The sequence below is a fragment of the Staphylococcus sp. FSL W8-1268 genome (assembly GCF_038003965.1).
Lineage (GTDB): Bacteria > Bacillota > Bacilli > Staphylococcales > Staphylococcaceae > Staphylococcus > Staphylococcus hominis.
Window position 1 is genome coordinate 790259 of the sequence record NZ_JBBOQE010000001.1, and the last position, 17528, is coordinate 807786.

19 protein-coding genes and 1 riboswitch are annotated in these 17528 nt (G+C 30.8%); of the genes, 15 read left to right on the forward strand and 4 right to left on the reverse strand.

The window, feature by feature from the left end; all coding sequences use genetic code 11:
• Positions 1–6: 6 nt before the first annotated feature.
• Both murA and fabZ read left to right on the forward strand, forming a co-directional pair.
• On the forward strand, positions 7–1272 hold the full coding sequence (gene murA, locus NST64_RS04005; RefSeq protein ID WP_049437361.1) for a UDP-N-acetylglucosamine 1-carboxyvinyltransferase: 1266 nt from the start codon (positions 7–9) through the stop codon (positions 1270–1272).
• 27 nt (positions 1273–1299) lie between these two features.
• A complete protein-coding gene (fabZ, locus tag NST64_RS04010; RefSeq protein ID WP_002448673.1) occupies positions 1300–1737 on the forward strand; it encodes a 3-hydroxyacyl-ACP dehydratase FabZ in 438 nt (145 codons plus the stop codon).
• A 49-nt stretch (positions 1738–1786) separates the two neighbouring features.
• On the opposite strand, the gene NST64_RS04015 is transcribed toward fabZ, so the two are convergent.
• Complete coding sequence (locus tag NST64_RS04015) at positions 1787–2227, reverse strand: YwpF-like family protein (protein WP_002448687.1); 441 nt, start codon at positions 2225–2227, stop codon at positions 1787–1789.
• Between the two features lie 193 nt (positions 2228–2420).
• Between NST64_RS04015 and NST64_RS04020 the strand changes: the two genes are divergently transcribed.
• From NST64_RS04020 to yidC, 7 genes are all read left to right on the forward strand, one after another.
• Positions 2421–2816, forward strand: coding sequence for a single-stranded DNA-binding protein (locus NST64_RS04020; protein ID WP_049437359.1), 396 nt, complete (start codon positions 2421–2423; stop codon positions 2814–2816).
• Positions 2817–3209: 393 nt separating this feature from the next.
• Positions 3210–4001 (forward strand): transglycosylase family protein, encoded by a 792-nt coding sequence (locus tag NST64_RS04025; RefSeq protein WP_002488136.1) that lies wholly within the window; start codon positions 3210–3212, stop codon positions 3999–4001.
• Positions 4002–4212: 211 nt separating this feature from the next.
• Positions 4213–4315, forward strand: a riboswitch (TPP riboswitch).
• Between the two features lie 76 nt (positions 4316–4391).
• On the forward strand, positions 4392–5081 hold the full coding sequence (gene tenA, locus NST64_RS04030; RefSeq protein ID WP_002488134.1) for a thiaminase II: 690 nt from the start codon (positions 4392–4394) through the stop codon (positions 5079–5081).
• Positions 5074–5895, forward strand: coding sequence for a bifunctional hydroxymethylpyrimidine kinase/phosphomethylpyrimidine kinase (gene thiD / locus NST64_RS04035; protein ID WP_002455065.1), 822 nt, complete (start codon positions 5074–5076; stop codon positions 5893–5895). The genes tenA and thiD overlap by 8 nt, the downstream gene beginning before the upstream one ends.
• The gene (thiM, locus tag NST64_RS04040) at positions 5888–6676 is read left to right on the forward strand and encodes a hydroxyethylthiazole kinase (RefSeq protein WP_002448660.1); all 789 of its coding nucleotides are present in this window, start codon (positions 5888–5890) and stop codon (positions 6674–6676) included. Before thiD ends, thiM begins: the two co-directional genes overlap by 8 nt.
• 2 nt (positions 6677–6678) lie before the next feature.
• Positions 6679–7317: a thiamine phosphate synthase gene (gene thiE / locus NST64_RS04045; RefSeq protein ID WP_107632240.1), complete on the forward strand. Its 639-nt coding sequence runs from the start codon at positions 6679–6681 to the stop codon at positions 7315–7317.
• Positions 7318–7405: 88 nt separating this feature from the next.
• On the forward strand, positions 7406–8275 hold the full coding sequence (gene yidC / locus NST64_RS04050) for a membrane protein insertase YidC (protein WP_002455066.1): 870 nt from the start codon (positions 7406–7408) through the stop codon (positions 8273–8275).
• Between the two features lie 56 nt (positions 8276–8331).
• On the opposite strand, the gene NST64_RS04055 is transcribed toward yidC, so the two are convergent.
• The gene (locus tag NST64_RS04055) at positions 8332–8979 is read right to left on the reverse strand and encodes an HD domain-containing protein (RefSeq protein ID WP_002448635.1); all 648 of its coding nucleotides are present in this window, start codon (positions 8977–8979) and stop codon (positions 8332–8334) included.
• A gap of 34 nt (positions 8980–9013) precedes the next feature.
• The gene (gene cls / locus NST64_RS04060) at positions 9014–10498 is read right to left on the reverse strand and encodes a cardiolipin synthase (RefSeq protein WP_002448646.1); all 1485 of its coding nucleotides are present in this window, start codon (positions 10496–10498) and stop codon (positions 9014–9016) included.
• Positions 10499–10663: 165 nt separating this feature from the next.
• On the opposite strand from cls, the gene csoR reads away from it, so the two are divergent.
• The 3 genes from csoR (at position 10664) to NST64_RS04075 (ending at position 11432) form a co-directional block, all read left to right on the forward strand.
• A complete protein-coding gene (gene csoR, locus NST64_RS04065; RefSeq protein ID WP_002437530.1) occupies positions 10664–10957 on the forward strand; it encodes a copper-sensing transcriptional repressor CsoR in 294 nt (97 codons plus the stop codon).
• A 15-nt stretch (positions 10958–10972) separates the two neighbouring features.
• A complete protein-coding gene (csoZ, locus tag NST64_RS04070; RefSeq protein ID WP_340731093.1) occupies positions 10973–11182 on the forward strand; it encodes a putative copper chaperone CsoZ in 210 nt (69 codons plus the stop codon).
• Between the two features lie 112 nt (positions 11183–11294).
• Positions 11295–11432 (forward strand): Lmo0850 family protein, encoded by a 138-nt coding sequence (locus NST64_RS04075; protein WP_002437525.1) that lies wholly within the window; start codon positions 11295–11297, stop codon positions 11430–11432.
• Positions 11433–11592: 160 nt separating this feature from the next.
• Here NST64_RS04075 and NST64_RS04080 read toward each other — a convergent pair whose 3' ends face one another.
• Positions 11593–12777, reverse strand: coding sequence for an FtsW/RodA/SpoVE family cell cycle protein (locus tag NST64_RS04080; protein ID WP_002455068.1), 1185 nt, complete (start codon positions 12775–12777; stop codon positions 11593–11595).
• A 373-nt stretch (positions 12778–13150) separates the two neighbouring features.
• Between NST64_RS04080 and NST64_RS04085 the strand changes: the two genes are divergently transcribed.
• The 3 genes from NST64_RS04085 (at position 13151) to cshA (ending at position 17335) form a co-directional block, all read left to right on the forward strand.
• Positions 13151–14221 carry a D-alanine--D-alanine ligase gene (locus NST64_RS04085; RefSeq protein WP_049437355.1) on the forward strand — a complete coding sequence of 357 codons (1071 nt, stop codon included), beginning with the start codon at positions 13151–13153 and terminating at the stop codon, positions 14219–14221.
• Between the two features lie 15 nt (positions 14222–14236).
• Positions 14237–15592: a UDP-N-acetylmuramoyl-tripeptide--D-alanyl-D-alanine ligase gene (locus NST64_RS04090; protein WP_107632238.1), complete on the forward strand. Its 1356-nt coding sequence runs from the start codon at positions 14237–14239 to the stop codon at positions 15590–15592.
• 231 nt (positions 15593–15823) lie between these two features.
• Positions 15824–17335, forward strand: a complete 1512-nt coding sequence (cshA, locus tag NST64_RS04095) for a degradosome RNA helicase CshA (protein WP_107632237.1) — start codon at positions 15824–15826, stop codon at positions 17333–17335.
• Positions 17336–17528: the final 193 nt, after the last annotated feature.

The following is a 17528-nucleotide window of genomic DNA, read 5'->3' on the forward strand; positions in this document are numbered from 1 at the left end:
ATTAATATGGATAAGATAATTATAAATGGAGGCAATCGCCTTACTGGTGAAGTTCAAGTAGAAGGAGCTAAAAATGCTGTATTACCTATCCTTACAGCATCGTTATTAGCGTCTGAAGGACAAAGCAAATTAACCAATGTGCCTGATTTAAGTGATGTTGTTACTATCAATAATGTTTTATCTACTTTAAATGCTAAAGTGGATTACGATAAAGAAAACGGATCAGTTACAGTTGATGCTTCTGCTACACTAAATGAAGAAGCACCTTATGAATATGTGAGTAAAATGAGAGCAAGTGTGTTAGTAATGGGACCTTTATTAGCACGTCTAGGTCATGCAATTGTTGCATTACCAGGTGGCTGTGCAATTGGTGCTCGTCCAATTGAACAACATATCAAAGGTTTTGAAGCACTAGGTGCAGAAATTCATTTAGAAAACGGAAATATATATGCAAGCACTAAAGAGGGATTAAAAGGCGCAACTATTCATCTAGATTTTCCAAGTGTAGGGGCAACTCAAAACATTATAATGGGTGCTTCTTTGGCACAAGGAAAAACTGTTATCGAAAATGTAGCTAAAGAACCTGAAATTGTAGATTTAGCTAATTATATCAATGAAATGGGTGGTAACGTTATTGGTGCTGGTACAGATACCATTACTATCCATGGTGTTGAAAAATTAACGGGAGTTGAACATTCAATTATACCTGATCGCATTGAAGCAGGTACACTTATTATCGCAGCAGCAATTACAAGAGGAGATGTTTTTGTAAAAGGTGCTGTTAAAGAACATATGACAAGTTTAATTTATAAGTTAGAAGAAATGGGAGTTAATCTCGATTTTAATGAGGAGGGTGTACATGTCACTACAAATGGTGAACTTCAACCTGTAGATATTAAAACACTGCCTCATCCAGGTTTCCCTACAGACATGCAATCACAAATGATGGCATTATTATTAACAGCTGAAGGTCATAAAGTGGTTACTGAAACAGTATTTGAAAATAGATTTATGCATGTTGCAGAATTTAGAAGAATGAATGCTAATATTAATGTAGAAGGTAGAAGTGCTAAAATAGAAGGTAAAAGTCAACTACAAGGTGCTCAAGTAAAAGCTACCGATTTAAGAGCTGCCGCAGCTCTTATTTTGGCTGGTTTAGTAGCAGAAGGCACAACTCAAGTGACAGAGCTTAAACACTTAGATCGTGGTTATGTTAATTTCCATGAGAAGTTAAAATCACTTGGTGCAGATATCAAAAGAGTCAATGACTAATTTTTAAATAGATTTGAGGTAATAGTTATGGAAACCATTTTTGATTATAATGAAATAAAAAAAATCATCCCTCATAGACAACCTTTTTTACTTATTGATCGTATTGTTGAATATGAAGAAGGAAAGCGTTGTGTAGGTTTAAAACAAGTTTCAGGAAACGAACCATTTTTCCAAGGGCATTTTCCTGATTATGCAGTTATGCCTGGTGTTCTCATTACGGAAGCTTTGGCACAAACTGGAGCAGTAGCTATGTTAAATAGTGAAGAAAATAAAGGTAAAATTGCTTTATTTGCTGGTATTGATAAATGTAGATTTAAAAAACAAGTGACACCTGGTGATACTTTAATGTTAGAAGTTGAAATTACAAAAATTAAAGGTCCTATTGGAAAAGGTACAGCAAAAGCTACTGTTGATGGACAGCTTGCTTGTAGTTGTGAACTTACTTTTGCTATTCAAGATGCATAATTTAAAATAGAGTAGTAGCGAAATAAATCATTTCGTTACTACTCTATTTCTATTTTTTAAATTTTTCTTCTTTTAATTTCGGCTTAGATTGCATCATTCTGTTGAATGTGATTTTCAATTCTTCTCCTGATAATCCTTCATCAATAAGTTGTTCTAATAGAGTTTCTGCGTATACTTGTCGATGTGTATAAATATGACACTCGAAAATAATTGACATTTTTCCTGCAAATAGAGAAATGTTTTTTATTGTTGCATCAAACAATGCTGGATCGTTAGAAGGTCTAGTAATCACTACTCTGATATCTAATATTGTTTGTGATTCATAATATTTTTGCATGATATCATAATGTGTATCTGAAATTACAATTTCCAGAAGCCAACCTGTACCACTACTTTCTTTATTTATAATCACACCATCATAAAGTTCAAATTCTGAAATCCTGTTACCATCGCTTACTATTTGGAATCGAACTGCTTTAAACGTCTTCATAACATTACTCCCATACTCTTAAAAATTTTTAAATTATATGATTATTGTTTTTTTGTTAAATAAGAAGTGTCATATCTTAATATTTTTCTTAAATATATCAGATATTAATACTAAAAAGGGAAGAAATTTAAAAAAATAGCTTTTTGACGTTATATTCAATTCTATTTAATATAACGATATAAGGAGGTGACACATGTTAAATAAGATAGTAATCGTTGGTCGTATGACTAAAGATGCAAAAATTTATAATAATGAGGAGGTGAAAATCGCAACGTTTAGTGTGGCTACTGAACGTAATTATAAAGATGAAAATGATGAAATAGCGTGTGACTATATATTGTGTAAAGCATTTGGTAAGATGGCCAGTAACATTGAAAAATATACTTCTCAAGGATCATTAGTAGGTATTACTGGCCAAATGCGTTCTCGTAAATATGAAAAGGAAAAACAAACTCACTTTGTAACAGAATTATATGTTGAAACAATTAAATTTATGTCCCCTAAATTAAATAATGAAAAACTCTCAGATAGCTCACTAAATACAGACACTTATCCATTTGATAATCTCGAATTAATGAATATAAAATAAAACTCTCTATTTTTAATACTCCAAACCTTTCCAATTAATATAAAATAAGTCTTTCAATTATACTCAAGAGGTCGATATAAATATTCCGACCTCTTTAACTATGTATGAGACATTAGATACATTTAATTTATTGAATGATAAAAAATACAATTTATTTTTCTGAAATATTACAAAGTAATTACAGTTAATTCTTTTATTATATATCTAATAAACACTGCCATTAAAGTTTTTATAGTATATATATAAGAAGAATTATCTATAAACCTATGTAATTTTAATGTAAAATAAGTACATTTTTTTTATTTCACTGTAACCTGCTAAGCTTTTTTAGATGTTAGAGTAGTAGTTGTAAAATATTTAAGAAAACAAATGACTTAGGAGGATTATACTATTATGAAAAAGACAATTATTGCATCTTCATTAGCAGTAGGTTTAGGATTAGTAGCAGGAAACGTAAGTCATGCTGATGCAAGTGAAAGTCAAATTAATAAAGAAAAATTAGCTCAATTAGCGGAATCTAACGATCAATCATTAAATCAACATCCTATTCAAGAAGGAGCATATAATTACCAATTTAATTTAAATGGTAAAACTTATCATTTTTGGTCAGATGGAACATATTTTAAATGGGAATATTATCCATCAAACGGTTCAACTGTAAATAGTGCTAATCAAAATGTAGCTTCAACTCAAACAGCACAAAATGTATCTTACCAAAATAATAATTATAAAAATATAAATCAATCAGCTTCAACTTCAAATGTAAGTCAACACTATGCAAATGAAGCTCAAACACAACAAACACCAAAAACAACACAAACTAAACAAACAACACAAACACAACAAACACCAAAAACAACACAAACTAAACAAGCAACTCAAACACAACAAGCACCTGCTAATGCAACTACAAATCAACCTAAACAATCAACAAGTGGTTCATCTGTAAATGTAAATAGTCATTTACAACAAATCGCTCAACGCGAATCAGGTGGAGATATTCATGCAATCAACCCTTCTTCTGGTGCAGCAGGTAAATATCAATTCTTACAATCTACTTGGGATTCAGTAGCACCAGCACAATATAAAGGTGTATCACCAGCACAAGCACCTGAAAGTGTTCAAGATGCAGCGGCAGTAAAACTTTATAATACTGCAGGTCCATCTCAATGGGTTACAGCGTAAAACTTAATAAATAATTTACTAGTGCCTGAGACAATATGAGTTGTCTTAGGCATTTTATATATATTGATAGTAATGACTGAATTTAAAAAGATTTCTGTACTATTCTTTATTTATTATATTTATAATAATAGTTGTATGAATTAAACTTATTTCAATGAATATCTTTTTTATTTGAATTATAACAATGGTTTTGTTATGGTTAAGTTAAACTAAAGACTACTAGGGGAGCCATGGAATATGGCTGAGATGAAGCATTCAGACCCTTATAACCTGATTTGGTTAATGCCAACGTAGGAAAGTAGTAATACATATTCATTCATTCTATTTTTTTGAATATTGACTACATTTCTACGTTGAAATGTAGTTTTTTTATTTAAGGAGGAATAGTTAATGAGTTTTTCAGATGAATTAAAGCAAGCGTCAAAGCCAATTATTGAAGAGATTTATAATGATGGTTTTATTCAAGATTTATTAAAGGGAAAATTATCAAAACAAGCAGTACGCCAATACTTACGTGCTGATGCTTCTTATTTAAAAGAATTTACTAATCTATATGCTTTACTTATTCCTAAAGCACCTACTATGAAAGAAGTAAAATTCTTAGTAGAGCAAATTGAATTTATGTTAGAAGGCGAAGTAGAAGCTCATGAAATTTTAGCGGACTATATTAACGAACCTTATGAAGAAATTGTAAAAGAAAAAGTGTGGCCACCTAGTGGAGACCATTACATTAAACATATGTATTATCATGCTTATACTCATGAAAATGCTGCATACACTATAGCTGCAATGGCACCATGTCCTTACGTATATGAAGTGATTGCTAAATGGGGATTAGAAGATTCAAATCTTAATAGAGATGCACTTACTGCTAAGTGGTTTGATTTTTATAGCACTGAAATGGCACCTTTAATTGAAGTATTTGACCGTTTGTTAAATGAACTTACAGAACATTGTACCGAACAGGAAAAAAGAGAAATTAAAGAAGCATTTTTACAAAGTACTGTACATGAACGTCATTTCTTTAATATGGCATACATTGATGAAGAATGGGATTTTGGAGGAGCAAATCATGAATAAACCTAAGATTGCGTTAACAATTGCTGGTACTGACCCTTCTGGTGGCGCAGGAGTTATGGCAGATTTAAAATCATTCCATGCTTGTGGCGTATATGGAATGGCTGCTATTACAAGTATTGTGGCTCAAAATACTAAAGGAGTTCAACATATCCATAATCTAGAAACTAGTTGGGTTAAAGAACAATTAGATAGCGTGTTTGATGATGAATTACCTCATGCAATTAAGACTGGAATGATTGCTACACATGAAACGATGGAACTGATTCAAACATATTTAAAAAATCATAGCGATATTCCCTATGTTATCGATCCAGTTATGCTAGCTAAAAGTGGCGATTCCTTAATGGATGATGAAACAAAAAAACATCTTCAGAAAACGCTCTTACCATTAGCGGATGTCGTGACTCCTAACATTCCAGAAGCTGAAGAAATTACTGGCTTGAAAATTGATACTGAAGATAATATTCGTAAAGCAGGTCATATATTTATAAATGAAATAGGAAGTAAAGGTGTAGTAATTAAAGGCGGTCATTCTGCTGATTTAAATAATGCTAAAGACTTTTTATTTACTAAAGATGATGTCTATACTTTTGAAGAGAAGCGATTTAATACGCCACATACTCATGGTACAGGTTGCACATTTTCAGCTGTGATCACAGCCGAACTAGCTAAAGGTAAAACCATTTATGAAGCTGTAAAAAAAGCTAAAAAATTTATTTCATTAAGTATTGAACATACACCTGAAATCGGTCAAGGACGCGGCCCGGTAAACCATTTTGCTTATATGAAGAAAGTAGGTTTAGACGATGAATAGTTTAGAAAAGATAAGACAAGAGAATCCACTAGTAGTCTGTTATACCAATGATGTGGTTAAAAACTTCACTGCGAATGGACTCTTGAGTATTGGTGCAAGTCCAGCAATGAGTGAAGCTCCAGAAGAAGCAGAAGAGTTCTATAAAGTAGCAGGGGCACTGCTTATAAATATTGGAACATTAACTAAAGCAAATGAAAAAGATATTTTAGAAATTGGAAAAATTGCTAATCAACAAGGTACACCCATTGTATTTGATCCAGTTGCTGTAGGTGCATCAACATATCGTAAACAATTTTGTGAATCTTTTCTTTCTGAAATAAATGTTTCTGTAATTAAAGGTAATGCATCTGAAATTCTTACTTTAGTAGATTCAAATACTACAATGAAAGGCACTGATGGAGAAACAGACTTAGATGTAGTGACAATTGCTAAAAAAGCTTATGAAAAATATCAAACAGCAATTGTTATTACAGGTAGAGAAGATGTTATTATTCAAGATAATCAAATTGTCAAATTATCAAATGGTTCTCCATTACTTGCAAAAATCACAGGCGCGGGTTGTTTATTAGGCAGTTTAGTTGCTGGATTTTTATTTAGAAATACACATCCGTCATTACAAGTATTAGAAGAATCAGTAAGTTATTATAATATCGCCGCAGAGATTGCTGAAAAAAGCGAAAAAGTTAATGGACCTGGAACATTCTTATCTCAATTACTTGATGAAATGTATCAACTTAACTATGATACTTATAAACAATTTGTAAAACGTAAAGAGGTTTAAATATGTTTGATTCAAAAAGCTTACAAGTCTATTTTATATGTGGAACACAAGACATCATCGGTGATCAAAATATTAAAGATGTTTTAAAAGCAGCATTAGAATCAGGAATTACATTATTTCAATTTCGAGAAAAAGGGCCAAATGCTTTAGTAGGGGATGAAAAAGAAGCATTAGCTAAGGAATTAAAAACACTTTGTCATGAGTATAAAGTACCTTTTCTAATTAATGATGATGTGGATTTAGCTGAAAAAATTGATGCAGATGGTATACATGTAGGTCAAGATGACGAAATAATTGCTTCTTTTGCTAATCGTTTTAAAAATAAAATTATAGGGTTAAGTGTAGGAAACGTAAAGGAATATCAACAATCAGATTTAGAACACGTAGATTATATAGGTGTAGGTCCAATGTATGAGACATCTTCAAAATCTGATGCAAGTGCCCCTGTAGGTCCTGAAATGATTGCAACATTAAACAATATTAATCCAAGCTTACCTATGGTTGCTATAGGTGGTATTACTGAAGACAATTGTGAACTTATAGCTAAAGAAGGCGCTGATGGTGTGTCAGTTATTTCAGTCATTACACATAGTCAAAATATTGACAAGACTGTTAATAAATTAAAGCACTATTTCAAATAAATATCTCTTTTTTTCAGTTTTTGTTTTCTAGTACACCCTATCTATGATAAAATTATTTCTACGTGAATATATCAATAGAGGTGTAAAAATGAAGAAGAAAGCGCTACTACCTTTGTTATTAGGGGTAATGGTCTTTTTAGCTGGATGTGACTATTCCAAATCTAGTAATAGAAATGGATTTTTCTACAATACATTCGTTGAACCAATGGCTAAAATTCTACATTGGTTAGGCCATTCTGTTTTTCATGATGATTATGGTATTGCAATCATCGTTTTAGTATTAGTTATTCGTATTATCTTATTGCCTTTCATGCTATCAAACTATAAAAATAGCCATATGATGCGTGAAAAAATGAAAATTGCTAAACCTGAAGTAGAAGGTGTACAAGAAAAAGTTAAGCGAGCACGTACTCAAGAAGAAAAAATGGCTGCTAATCAGGAAATGATGGAAGTTTATAAGAAATATGATATCAATCCTATGAAGAGTGCTTTAGGCTGCTTACCTGTTTTAATTCAAATGCCTATTGTTATGGGATTATATTTCGTATTGCGTTATCGTATTGGTGGCGGTATTACAGAACATCCACATTTCTTATGGTTTAATTTAGTACATCCTGATATTTGGATTACTATTATTGCCGGTGTGTTATACTTTATTCAAGCATGGGTGTCAAGCAAACAAATGCCTGAAGAACAACGTCAAATGACTTATATGATGATGATTGTTTCACCTATTATGATTATTTGGATTTCATTAAGTTCAGCTTCAGCACTAGGTTTATATTGGTCTGTCAGTGCGGCATTCTTAATTATTCAAACATTCTTTGCAAATAAACATTATGAAAAAGTTGCAAAACAAGAAATTGGACCTATGGTTGAGGCACATAAAGAAAATAATTCAAATAAAAAAGGTAAAAATACGCAAGTTGTTTCTAAAAATAATAAGAAGAAAAAATAATATAAGCATAATACGATAAAAAGTAGGAAAAGATAGATGATCTTTTCCTACTTTTTTTATTCTTCTAAGTGCCACTCGCTATAAAATTGAGATAAAAATAGTTTCATAAATTGATGACGTTCTTCAGCTAGTTGAAATCCTGTTTGTGTATGCATTAATTTTTTTAATTTTAATAACTTATCATAGAAGTGTCTAATAGCAGAAGGAGGTAAATCAACCATATCTTTTTCTGAAGGAATTGAATGATAGGGAGATTCTGTCCACATCGGCTCATTGAAATGTCCAGAAAATTGAAACGTTCTTGCGATACCTATAGCACCAATAGCATCTAAGCGATCAGCATCTCTAACGATTTGTCCTTCGATTGGAAGTGTAACATCGTTATTTCTACCATTTCGATAACTCAAATGTTTGATAATAAAAATAATATTCTTTTGAACAGTATCATCCAATTCTATTTTTTTAAAAAATTGATGTAATTCGCTTAAAGCATGGTGTTTATCAGTCAATTTATCATCTATGACGTCATGCAATAAAGCTGACAATACTATTGTAAGAAAATCGCCTTGATGTTCTTGTTTGGCAATATATTTAGCTAATAATGTGACACGTTCAATATGTGCAATATCATGTCCAGAGTAATCATTTTTATGAAATTGGTACATATATTCTTTAGCTAATAATATTTGTTCTGCTTGATTCATAAACTACTCCTTTAAAAACATGTATTGAATGAGTTTAAAGAATAGGTGATAATAATTGAGATATGCCTTCTTTAAACTTAATCCAAGTACTACGTTGATTATATAATTCTTTAGTCAACTCATATGAGACTTTCATATCTTTAATAAATGCTTTTTTAAGTTGAAGAGAAATATCTTCGTCATAAATGAACGCATTCACTTCGAAATTTAATGAAAAACTACGATTATCCATATTTGCTGTACCTACAGTAGCAATTTCATCATCGACAATAAGTGTTTTTGAATGTAGAAATCCATTATTATATTGATAAATTTTAACACCTGCGTCTAATAAAGAAGCGGCATTTTTTAATGTAGCCCAATAAACAAAAGGATGATCGGGTTTACATGGAATCATTAAATTAACTTCAACACCACCTAAAGCGGCAATTTTTATGGCATCAATAAAAGCTTGATCAGGAATAAAATAAGGTGATTGAATATAAATAGAATGTTTTGCTGACATAATCATCTTTAAATAGCCATATTTAATTTGTTCCCAGTCTTCATCAGGACCACTTGAAGCGATTTGAACACCAATCTCGCCGCCTGAATCTACATCAGGAAAATATCTATCTTCATATCTGATATTGTCACGTGTTGATTGTGAATTCCAATCTAAGATGAATCTTAATTCTAATGCATTGACAGAGTCACCTTCAAGTCTTAAATGAGTATCTCTCCAATAACCAAATTTTTTATCTTTACCAAGGTATTCATCACCAACATTAAACCCCCCAACATAACCAATCTTGCCATCTATAATTACAATTTTTCTATGATTACGGTTATTCATTCTTAAATTGATTAAGGGCAATTTGGAAGGGAAGAAGGCTTCTGCGTGTCCACCTTTGTCTTTAAACTGTTTCAAATCTTTCTTGCGTAATGTTCTTGAGCCCATATCATCATATAACATTTTAACTTCTATACCATCTTCAAGTCTGTCTTCGAGTGCCTTTAAAATACGACGTCCAAGATCATCACTTTTGAAAATATAGTATTGAATATGTATATAATCTTTAGCATTCTGAATATCTTCAATTAATGCGTCAAATTTAGCATGACCATCTGTAAAGATTTTTATACTGTTATCAGTAGTTAAGAATGCAGCATTATTATAGAGTAACATGTGCACCATTTCTTTAAACTTAACAATTTGATGATTACCTTTAGAAAAATCATCTTTTTCAAGTGCATTTAATTGCTCATCAACTATCATAGCTAAACCTTTACGATCTTCTTTTTTTAATTTAAAAATATGTTTGCGTTGTATTTGACGCCCTAATAATAGATATAAAATAAATCCTACTATCGGTAGAAATACAAGAACTAAAAGCCACGCCCAAATGGAACCTGCACTACGACGTTCCATGAAGATAATGATAAATGCGAAAATCAAGTTTAATATAAAGGCAGTGATTAATATGATGTTAATAATTAAAGAAGAGTGTGAGAAAGATAATTGCACGATCTCTACCATATTAATTAATTGAACCTCCTAAATCGTTTAAAATTAATGTACTAACAAATATTGTACCATGCACTATAATAAATGGTATGATTAATTTTTAAAATAAAAATGTATAATTGACGTAATAAAGAGGAAATTATACGATGATATAGAAGCTATGAAAGGGTGAATTAGTTGGAAAATCAAAATCATGCCCATCATTCTGAGCAAGTTAAATTAAATTTAAAATCTCGATTAAATCGAATAGAAGGACAAGTGAAAGCAATTAATCGAATGATTGATGAAGACGTCTACTGTGATGATGTATTAACTCAGATAAGAGCAACACGTTCAGCACTTAATAGTGTTGCTACTAAGTTACTAGAACATCACATGAAAAGTTGTATTATGGAAAAAATAAATCAAGGTACTGAAGAAGAAGCAATGGAAGAACTACTAGTGACATTTCAAAAACTAGTGAAAGATTAGTTAGGAGATTGTAATATGTTAAACAGTAATATTGTATTTATAGATAACATTGAAACAGAAGAACAAGCACAAATGTTAAATGAACGTTTGTTAAATATGATTGGAGTACATACGGTATCAATCGATATAGAAAGAAATAAGATTAATGTTGAATATGAAACACCTACTAATTTAATTAGTATTGAAAAAGAAATTTATGACGCTGGATTTAAAGTACTTTCATAATAAAAAGCTTTAGTGTAACTTAAATAATTTAAAATAATTTTCAAATATAGTAGTAAAGCATGACTAATTAGGGTAGTATATCATTGAAGGTCAAAAAACGAGGTGAGATACCATGAACAAATCAGATAAGTTACAAAATGTAGTCAAATTATTATCATCTTTAGGCGTCAATATCAAAAAAACAAAATCTCGTTTCGACATTATTAATACTTTGCCTACCACAAAAACCGTTACTCAAGAACTTAAATAATATGTGATTGAAAAAAGTCTGAGACATTATTAGTTGTCTCAGACTTTTTTATGTGTTGGAGATACATTGCTGAAGTGGAACGATAAAGTCAAAATGAGTTTTGTTTCATTCTCATTCATATTATTTTCATGTTATTAACTGAATTAAAATATATTTATTATTAAGCATCTTTTGACGCTGGCTTTTGATGGTAATAAATAGAAAGTATAACACCAATACCTAGCATTAAACTCCATAATGCGCTACCACCATAACTAATAAAAGGTAGTGGTATACCTGTAATAGGTAAGAGTTGAATCGTCATACCGATATTTTGCAAAATATGGAAGACGAGTAAAGAAATATAACCAATTAAAAATACCTTATTAAATGATGAAGTTGTTTTTATAGCTAAACGGATAAGATGGAAAATTAAAGCTAGGAATATAAGAAGTAATATCACTGCTCCAATAAATCCAATTTCTTCTCCAATGACAGAAAAAATAAAATCGGTATGGTTTTCTGGAATGTATACTTCTCCGTGATTATAACCTTTACCAAATAATTGACCGGATCCTATAGCTTTTAACGATTCTGTTAAATGGTAGCCATCTCCATTACTATAAGCATAAGGATTCAACCATGAATTGATTCGACCCATTTGATACATTTTGATATGTAACGTTTTCTCAATCAGAGAGGGTTTATATATAATGGCTAAAATAATACTACTTCCTAATATTGCTACAGTAATAAAGATAGGGGCAAGAATACGCCATGTAATACTACTCACTAGCATGATTCCAACAATAATGGCACATAGAACCAATGTAGTTCCTAAATCATTTTGAAGTAAAATTAATATCATAGGTACTAGAGATATGCCAATAATTTTAAAAAATAAGATTAAATCAGTACGAAAAGATTTATTAAATGTAAATCGATTATGATTAGAAACGATTTTAGCCAAGGCAAGTATCAAAATAATCTTCATAAATTCTGAAGGTTGAATACTAATTGGACCAAAAGCATACCAACTTTTAGCGCCATTAATAATAGGCGTAATAGGTGTTTCAGGAATGATTAATAAACCTAGTAGTAAGATACAAAAGAAGATATACCATATATATGTATTATTTTTTATTTTTTTGGGAGAAAAAATCATCACAATAAGTGCTAGTATTGCTCCTAAAATATAATAGATAATTTGACGAATACCAAAATTGGCACTATATTGGCCGCCACCCATAGCAGAACTGATTGTAGTCACACTAATGATGGCTAAAATCATTATTAATGCTATAAGTATCCAGTCAATTTTTCGAAGCCAATGTGTTGTAGGCTGTTGACGGGATGAATATTTCATAAAAAACTCCTTAAATTCTATGGGATAGTATATATAGATTTTACATGACTTTATATGATTATGCTACAAAATATAGAAGATGATATAAAGTCGAAGCGGTTTAATCTAAAAAATAACCATTAACATGAGTGGACTATTCTTTAAGAAATTTATATATTTATTTATTGGTAAATGCAAAAAATACTGATACTGTGATAATATGAACTTTTAGAAAGAATAATTTAAATTACATATCGTTAATGAAACGTATAATTAACAATTTAAACTTAATACATTATAGTATTATAATTATGATGAGAGAAACAAAAGCGTAATTAAACTTCAATTTATAAATGGCTTTTGTCATTATTTTTCTCGATGGAGGATATAAAGCATGGTAAAAGAAAATATTTGTATCGTATATGGTGGTAAAAGTGCTGAGCATGATGTATCAATTTTAACGGCACAAAATGTATTAAATGCGATTAATAAAGACAAGTATCTTGTAGATATTATATATATTACAAATGATGGTCAATGGAAGAAAAAAGAAAATATTACAAAAAACATTAAAACTATTGAAGAATTACATTTAGAAGATATAAGTCCTGGAGAAATTACATTACTTTTAAAAGAAAATGGGGAAGGAAATAAATATGATGCTATTTTCCCATTATTACATGGACCAAATGGTGAAGATGGTACCATTCAAGGTTTATTTGAAGTGCTAGATTTGCCATATGTAGGAAATGGTGTATTAGCTGCATCCAGTTCGATGGATAAATTAGTAATGAAACAATTGTTTGAACATCGCGGTTTACCTCAACTACCTTATATTAGTTTTTTAAGAAGTGAATATGAAAAATATGAAGGTAATATTATTAAACTCGTTAATGATAAATTAACATACCCAGTATTTGTAAAACCTGCTAACCTTGGCTCTAGTGTGGGTATTAGTAAATGTAATAATGAAGATGAACTTAAAAAAGGGATTGAAGAAGCATTTCAATTTGATCGTAAGTTAGTGATTGAACAAGGTGTTATTGCACGTGAAGTAGAAGTTGCAGTTTTAGGTAATGACTATCCTGAAACAACATGGCCTGGAGAAGTAATTAAAGATGTTCAGTTTTATGACTATAAGTCAAAATATAAAGATGGTAAAATCAGTTTACAAATTCCAGCAGAATTAGATGAAGAGGTTCAAATGACGCTACGTAATATGGCATTAGAAGCATTTAAAGCTACAGATTGTTCTGGATTAGTACGTGCTGATTTCTTTGTGACAGAAGATAATCAAATCTACATTAATGAAACAAATGCGATGCCTGGTTTTACAGCATTTAGCATGTATCCAAGTTTATGGGAAAATATGGGATTATCATACTCTGATTTAATCACTAAATTAATTGATTTAGCTAAAGAACGTTACGAAGAAAAAAAGAAAAATAAATATACTATCGATTAAGCGAGGAGCCTAAGTATGATTGAAGTTTCATTAAAACAAATTCAAAAATGGATATCTTGCGATATTGATGAAGCATATTTAGAACATCAAATTAAAGGAGTCACTATCGATTCTCGTCATGTAGAAAAAGAGATGTTATTTGTTCCATTTAAAGGTGAAAATGTAGACGGTCATCGTTTTGTAGAACAAGCACTAAAAGATGGGGCTGGTGCTTCATTTTATGAAAAAGGACAGGATATTAGCGATTCAATTCAAGGACCTATTATATGGGTTGATGATACATTAACTGCTTTACAACAATTAGCTAAAGCGTACTTAAAGCATGTTAATCCAAAAGTAATTGGAGTGACCGGTTCTAATGGTAAAACAACAACAAAAGATATGATTGAAAGTGTGTTACATACCGAATTTAGAGTCAAAAAAACACAAGGTAACTATAACAATGAAATTGGTTTACCTTTAACCATTCTTCAATTAGACAAAGACACAGAAATTTCTATTTTGGAAATGGGTATGTCAGGATTCCATGAAATTGAATTGTTATCTAAAATTGCGGAACCTGATATTGCGGTTATCACAAATATTGGTGAATCTCACATGCAAGATTTAGGTTCTAGAGAAGGTATTGCTAAAGCCAAATCTGAAATTACTATTGGTCTTAAATCTGATGGCACATTTATATATGATGGAGATGAACCACTTCTAAAGCCCCATGTTGAAAATGTGAAAAATGCAAAACTTGTTAGTGTTGGTTTAAATCATGACAATACATTAGTATGTAAAGTTGAAAATAGTAAAAATGATGGCATAGCATTTATGATCAATAACAAGGAACATTATGAATTACCAATTTTAGGTATTCACAACATGAAAAATGCTACTATCGCTATTGCAATTGGACATGAACTTGGTTTAGATTACAACACAATTCAAAAGAATATAAGTAATGTACAACTCACAGGTATGCGTATGGAACGACATGTTACTGATAATCAAATTACGGTTATTAATGATGCTTACAATGCAAGTCCAACAAGTATGAAAGCGGCTATTGATACATTAAGTCATATGAATGGACGTAAAATCATTGTACTCGCTGATTCTTTAGAATTAGGTGAAAATAGTCAACGTATGCATGAAGATGTAGGTACTTATTTGGACAATAAAGGTATTCATACGTTACTTACTTACGGTAATGATGCTAAGTTTATAAGTCGTACAGGTGGCCAGTTTGTGGAAGATGTAGCTTATTTTTCAGATAAAAATGAACTGACTCATTACTTAAAGTCTATTTTGCAACCTGATGACAAAGTGTTAATTAAAGGGTCACGTGGTAATAAACTTGAAGAAGTAGTAAATGCTTTAATTTAATTATTCATTATAATTAAGAGTTGCTTAGAAATGAAAGGTTTCAAAGCAACTTCTTTTTATTATTTTAATAGAACAAATACTCTACTTAAAAACGTTACTTGCTGTAGATATGAAAATTGCTTTATTGCTATAACTATTTTTAGGTGGTACTATATAGAAGTTGACGTAATAAGAAGACCTTATATACAAAAACGTATATTGATAAATAAAAGAATTAAAAGGAGAATTATATTGCAAAATTTTAAAGAATTAGGGATTTCGGATAAAACGGTAAAAACCCTAGAAGAAATGGGTTTTAAAGAACCAACACCGATTCAAAAAGAAAGTATCCCTTATACATTAGAAGGAAAAGATATCCTTGGACAAGCTCAGACAGGTACGGGTAAAACAGGAGCTTTTGGTATTCCTTTAATAGAAAAAGTTGTTGGAAAATCAGGTGTTCAAGCTTTAATTTTAGCACCTACAAGAGAATTAGCAATGCAAGTTGCTGAACAATTACGCGAATTCAGTCGTGGACAAAATATTCAAGTTGTTACTGTCTTTGGTGGTATGCCAATTGATAGACAAATTAAAGCGTTAAAACGTGGGCCTCAAATTGTAGTAGGAACGCCAGGACGTGTTATCGATCATTTGAATCGTCGTACATTAAAAACGAATGATATTCATACTTTAATTTTAGATGAAGCGGACGAAATGATGAACATGGGCTTCATTGATGATATGAGATTTATTATGGATAAAATCCCTGCTGAACAACGACAAACAATGCTATTTTCAGCGACAATGCCTAAAGCTATTCAGACATTAGTACAACAATTTATGAAATCACCACAAATTGTTAAAACGATGAACAATGAAATGTCTGATCCTCAAATCGACGAATACTATACAATTGTTAAAGAGTTAGAGAAATTTGATACATTTACTAATTTCTTAGATGTACATCAACCTGAGTTAGCTATTGTATTTGGTAGAACTAAACGTCGTGTAGATGAGTTAACAAGTGCATTGCTTACTAAGGGTTACAAAGCAGAAGGATTACATGGAGACATTACACAAGCCAAACGTTTAGAAGTACTTAAAAAATTCAAAAACGATCAAATTGATATATTAGTTGCCACAGACGTTGCAGCACGTGGTCTTGATATTTCAGGTGTAAGTCACGTATATAACTTTGATATACCTCAAGATACTGAAAGTTATACACATAGAATTGGACGTACAGGTCGTGCAGGTAAAGAAGGTATTGCTGTTACGTTTGTTAACCCAATTGAGATGGATTACATTCGTCAAATTGAAGAAGTAAATGACAGAAGAATGAAAGCTTTAAGACCACCTCATCGTAAAGAAGTGCTTAAAGCACGTGAAGAAGATATTAAAGACAAAGTTAAAAACTGGATGTCACGTGAGAGGGAAGATCGTTTAAAACGTATTTCTAGTGAATTATTAGAAGAATATGATAGCACTGAATTAGTAGCTTCATTATTACAAGAACTTGTCGAAGCAAACGATGAAGTTGAAGTTCAATTAACTTTCGAAAAGCCACTTGCAAGAAAGAGTCGTAATAATAAAGGTAATCAATCAAGACGTGGTGGTAAACGAAACAATAAATTTAACAACAAAAATAAACGATCAAAAGGTAACTTCAATAAGAAAAAAGGTAAAAAACAAGATCGTCGAGATAGACAAGATAAAAGAAAAACATCTATCAAAGGTCGTACGTTTGCTGATTTACAAAAATAGTTGTTATAGATAAGATTAAATTTGCTTGATTGAGCTTGAGACATATGTTTATGTCTCAAGCTCTTTTTGATTATAAGTTTTACCTATTAAATTTATAAATGATTGTACTAATAATGTTTTAAAGAAAAAGAGGATAGTTGATCGTAATTAAATAGATAGTATTCAGTTTTGTTTTTTCATTAACATCTATCAT

What these genes read in the sequence shown, in the direction of transcription:
- thiM (WP_002448660.1), top strand. Translation starts at nt 5,888, where the DNA reads ATGAATAGTTTAGAAAAGATAAGACAAGAGAATCCACTAGTAGTCTGT.
- NST64_RS04075 (WP_002437525.1), top strand. Translation starts at nt 11,295, where the DNA reads ATGAACAAATCAGATAAGTTACAAAATGTAGTCAAATTATTATCATCT.
- thiE (WP_107632240.1), top strand. Translation starts at nt 6,679, where the DNA reads ATGTTTGATTCAAAAAGCTTACAAGTCTATTTTATATGTGGAACACAA.
- NST64_RS04090 (WP_107632238.1), top strand. Translation starts at nt 14,237, where the DNA reads ATGATTGAAGTTTCATTAAAACAAATTCAAAAATGGATATCTTGCGAT.
- NST64_RS04085 (WP_049437355.1), top strand. Translation starts at nt 13,151, where the DNA reads ATGGTAAAAGAAAATATTTGTATCGTATATGGTGGTAAAAGTGCTGAG.
- NST64_RS04055 (WP_002448635.1), bottom strand. Translation starts at nt 8,979, where the DNA reads ATGAATCAAGCAGAACAAATATTATTAGCTAAAGAATATATGTACCAA.
- NST64_RS04020 (WP_049437359.1), top strand. Translation starts at nt 2,421, where the DNA reads ATGTTAAATAAGATAGTAATCGTTGGTCGTATGACTAAAGATGCAAAA.
- NST64_RS04080 (WP_002455068.1), bottom strand. Translation starts at nt 12,777, where the DNA reads ATGAAATATTCATCCCGTCAACAGCCTACAACACATTGGCTTCGAAAA.
- NST64_RS04015 (WP_002448687.1), bottom strand. Translation starts at nt 2,227, where the DNA reads ATGAAGACGTTTAAAGCAGTTCGATTCCAAATAGTAAGCGATGGTAAC.
- fabZ (WP_002448673.1), top strand. Translation starts at nt 1,300, where the DNA reads ATGGAAACCATTTTTGATTATAATGAAATAAAAAAAATCATCCCTCAT.
- csoZ (WP_340731093.1), top strand. Translation starts at nt 10,973, where the DNA reads ATGTTAAACAGTAATATTGTATTTATAGATAACATTGAAACAGAAGAA.
- tenA (WP_002488134.1), top strand. Translation starts at nt 4,392, where the DNA reads ATGAGTTTTTCAGATGAATTAAAGCAAGCGTCAAAGCCAATTATTGAA.
- NST64_RS04025 (WP_002488136.1), top strand. Translation starts at nt 3,210, where the DNA reads ATGAAAAAGACAATTATTGCATCTTCATTAGCAGTAGGTTTAGGATTA.
- thiD (WP_002455065.1), top strand. Translation starts at nt 5,074, where the DNA reads ATGAATAAACCTAAGATTGCGTTAACAATTGCTGGTACTGACCCTTCT.
- murA (WP_049437361.1), top strand. Translation starts at nt 7, where the DNA reads ATGGATAAGATAATTATAAATGGAGGCAATCGCCTTACTGGTGAAGTT.
- cls (WP_002448646.1), bottom strand. Translation starts at nt 10,498, where the DNA reads ATGGTAGAGATCGTGCAATTATCTTTCTCACACTCTTCTTTAATTATT.
- yidC (WP_002455066.1), top strand. Translation starts at nt 7,406, where the DNA reads ATGAAGAAGAAAGCGCTACTACCTTTGTTATTAGGGGTAATGGTCTTT.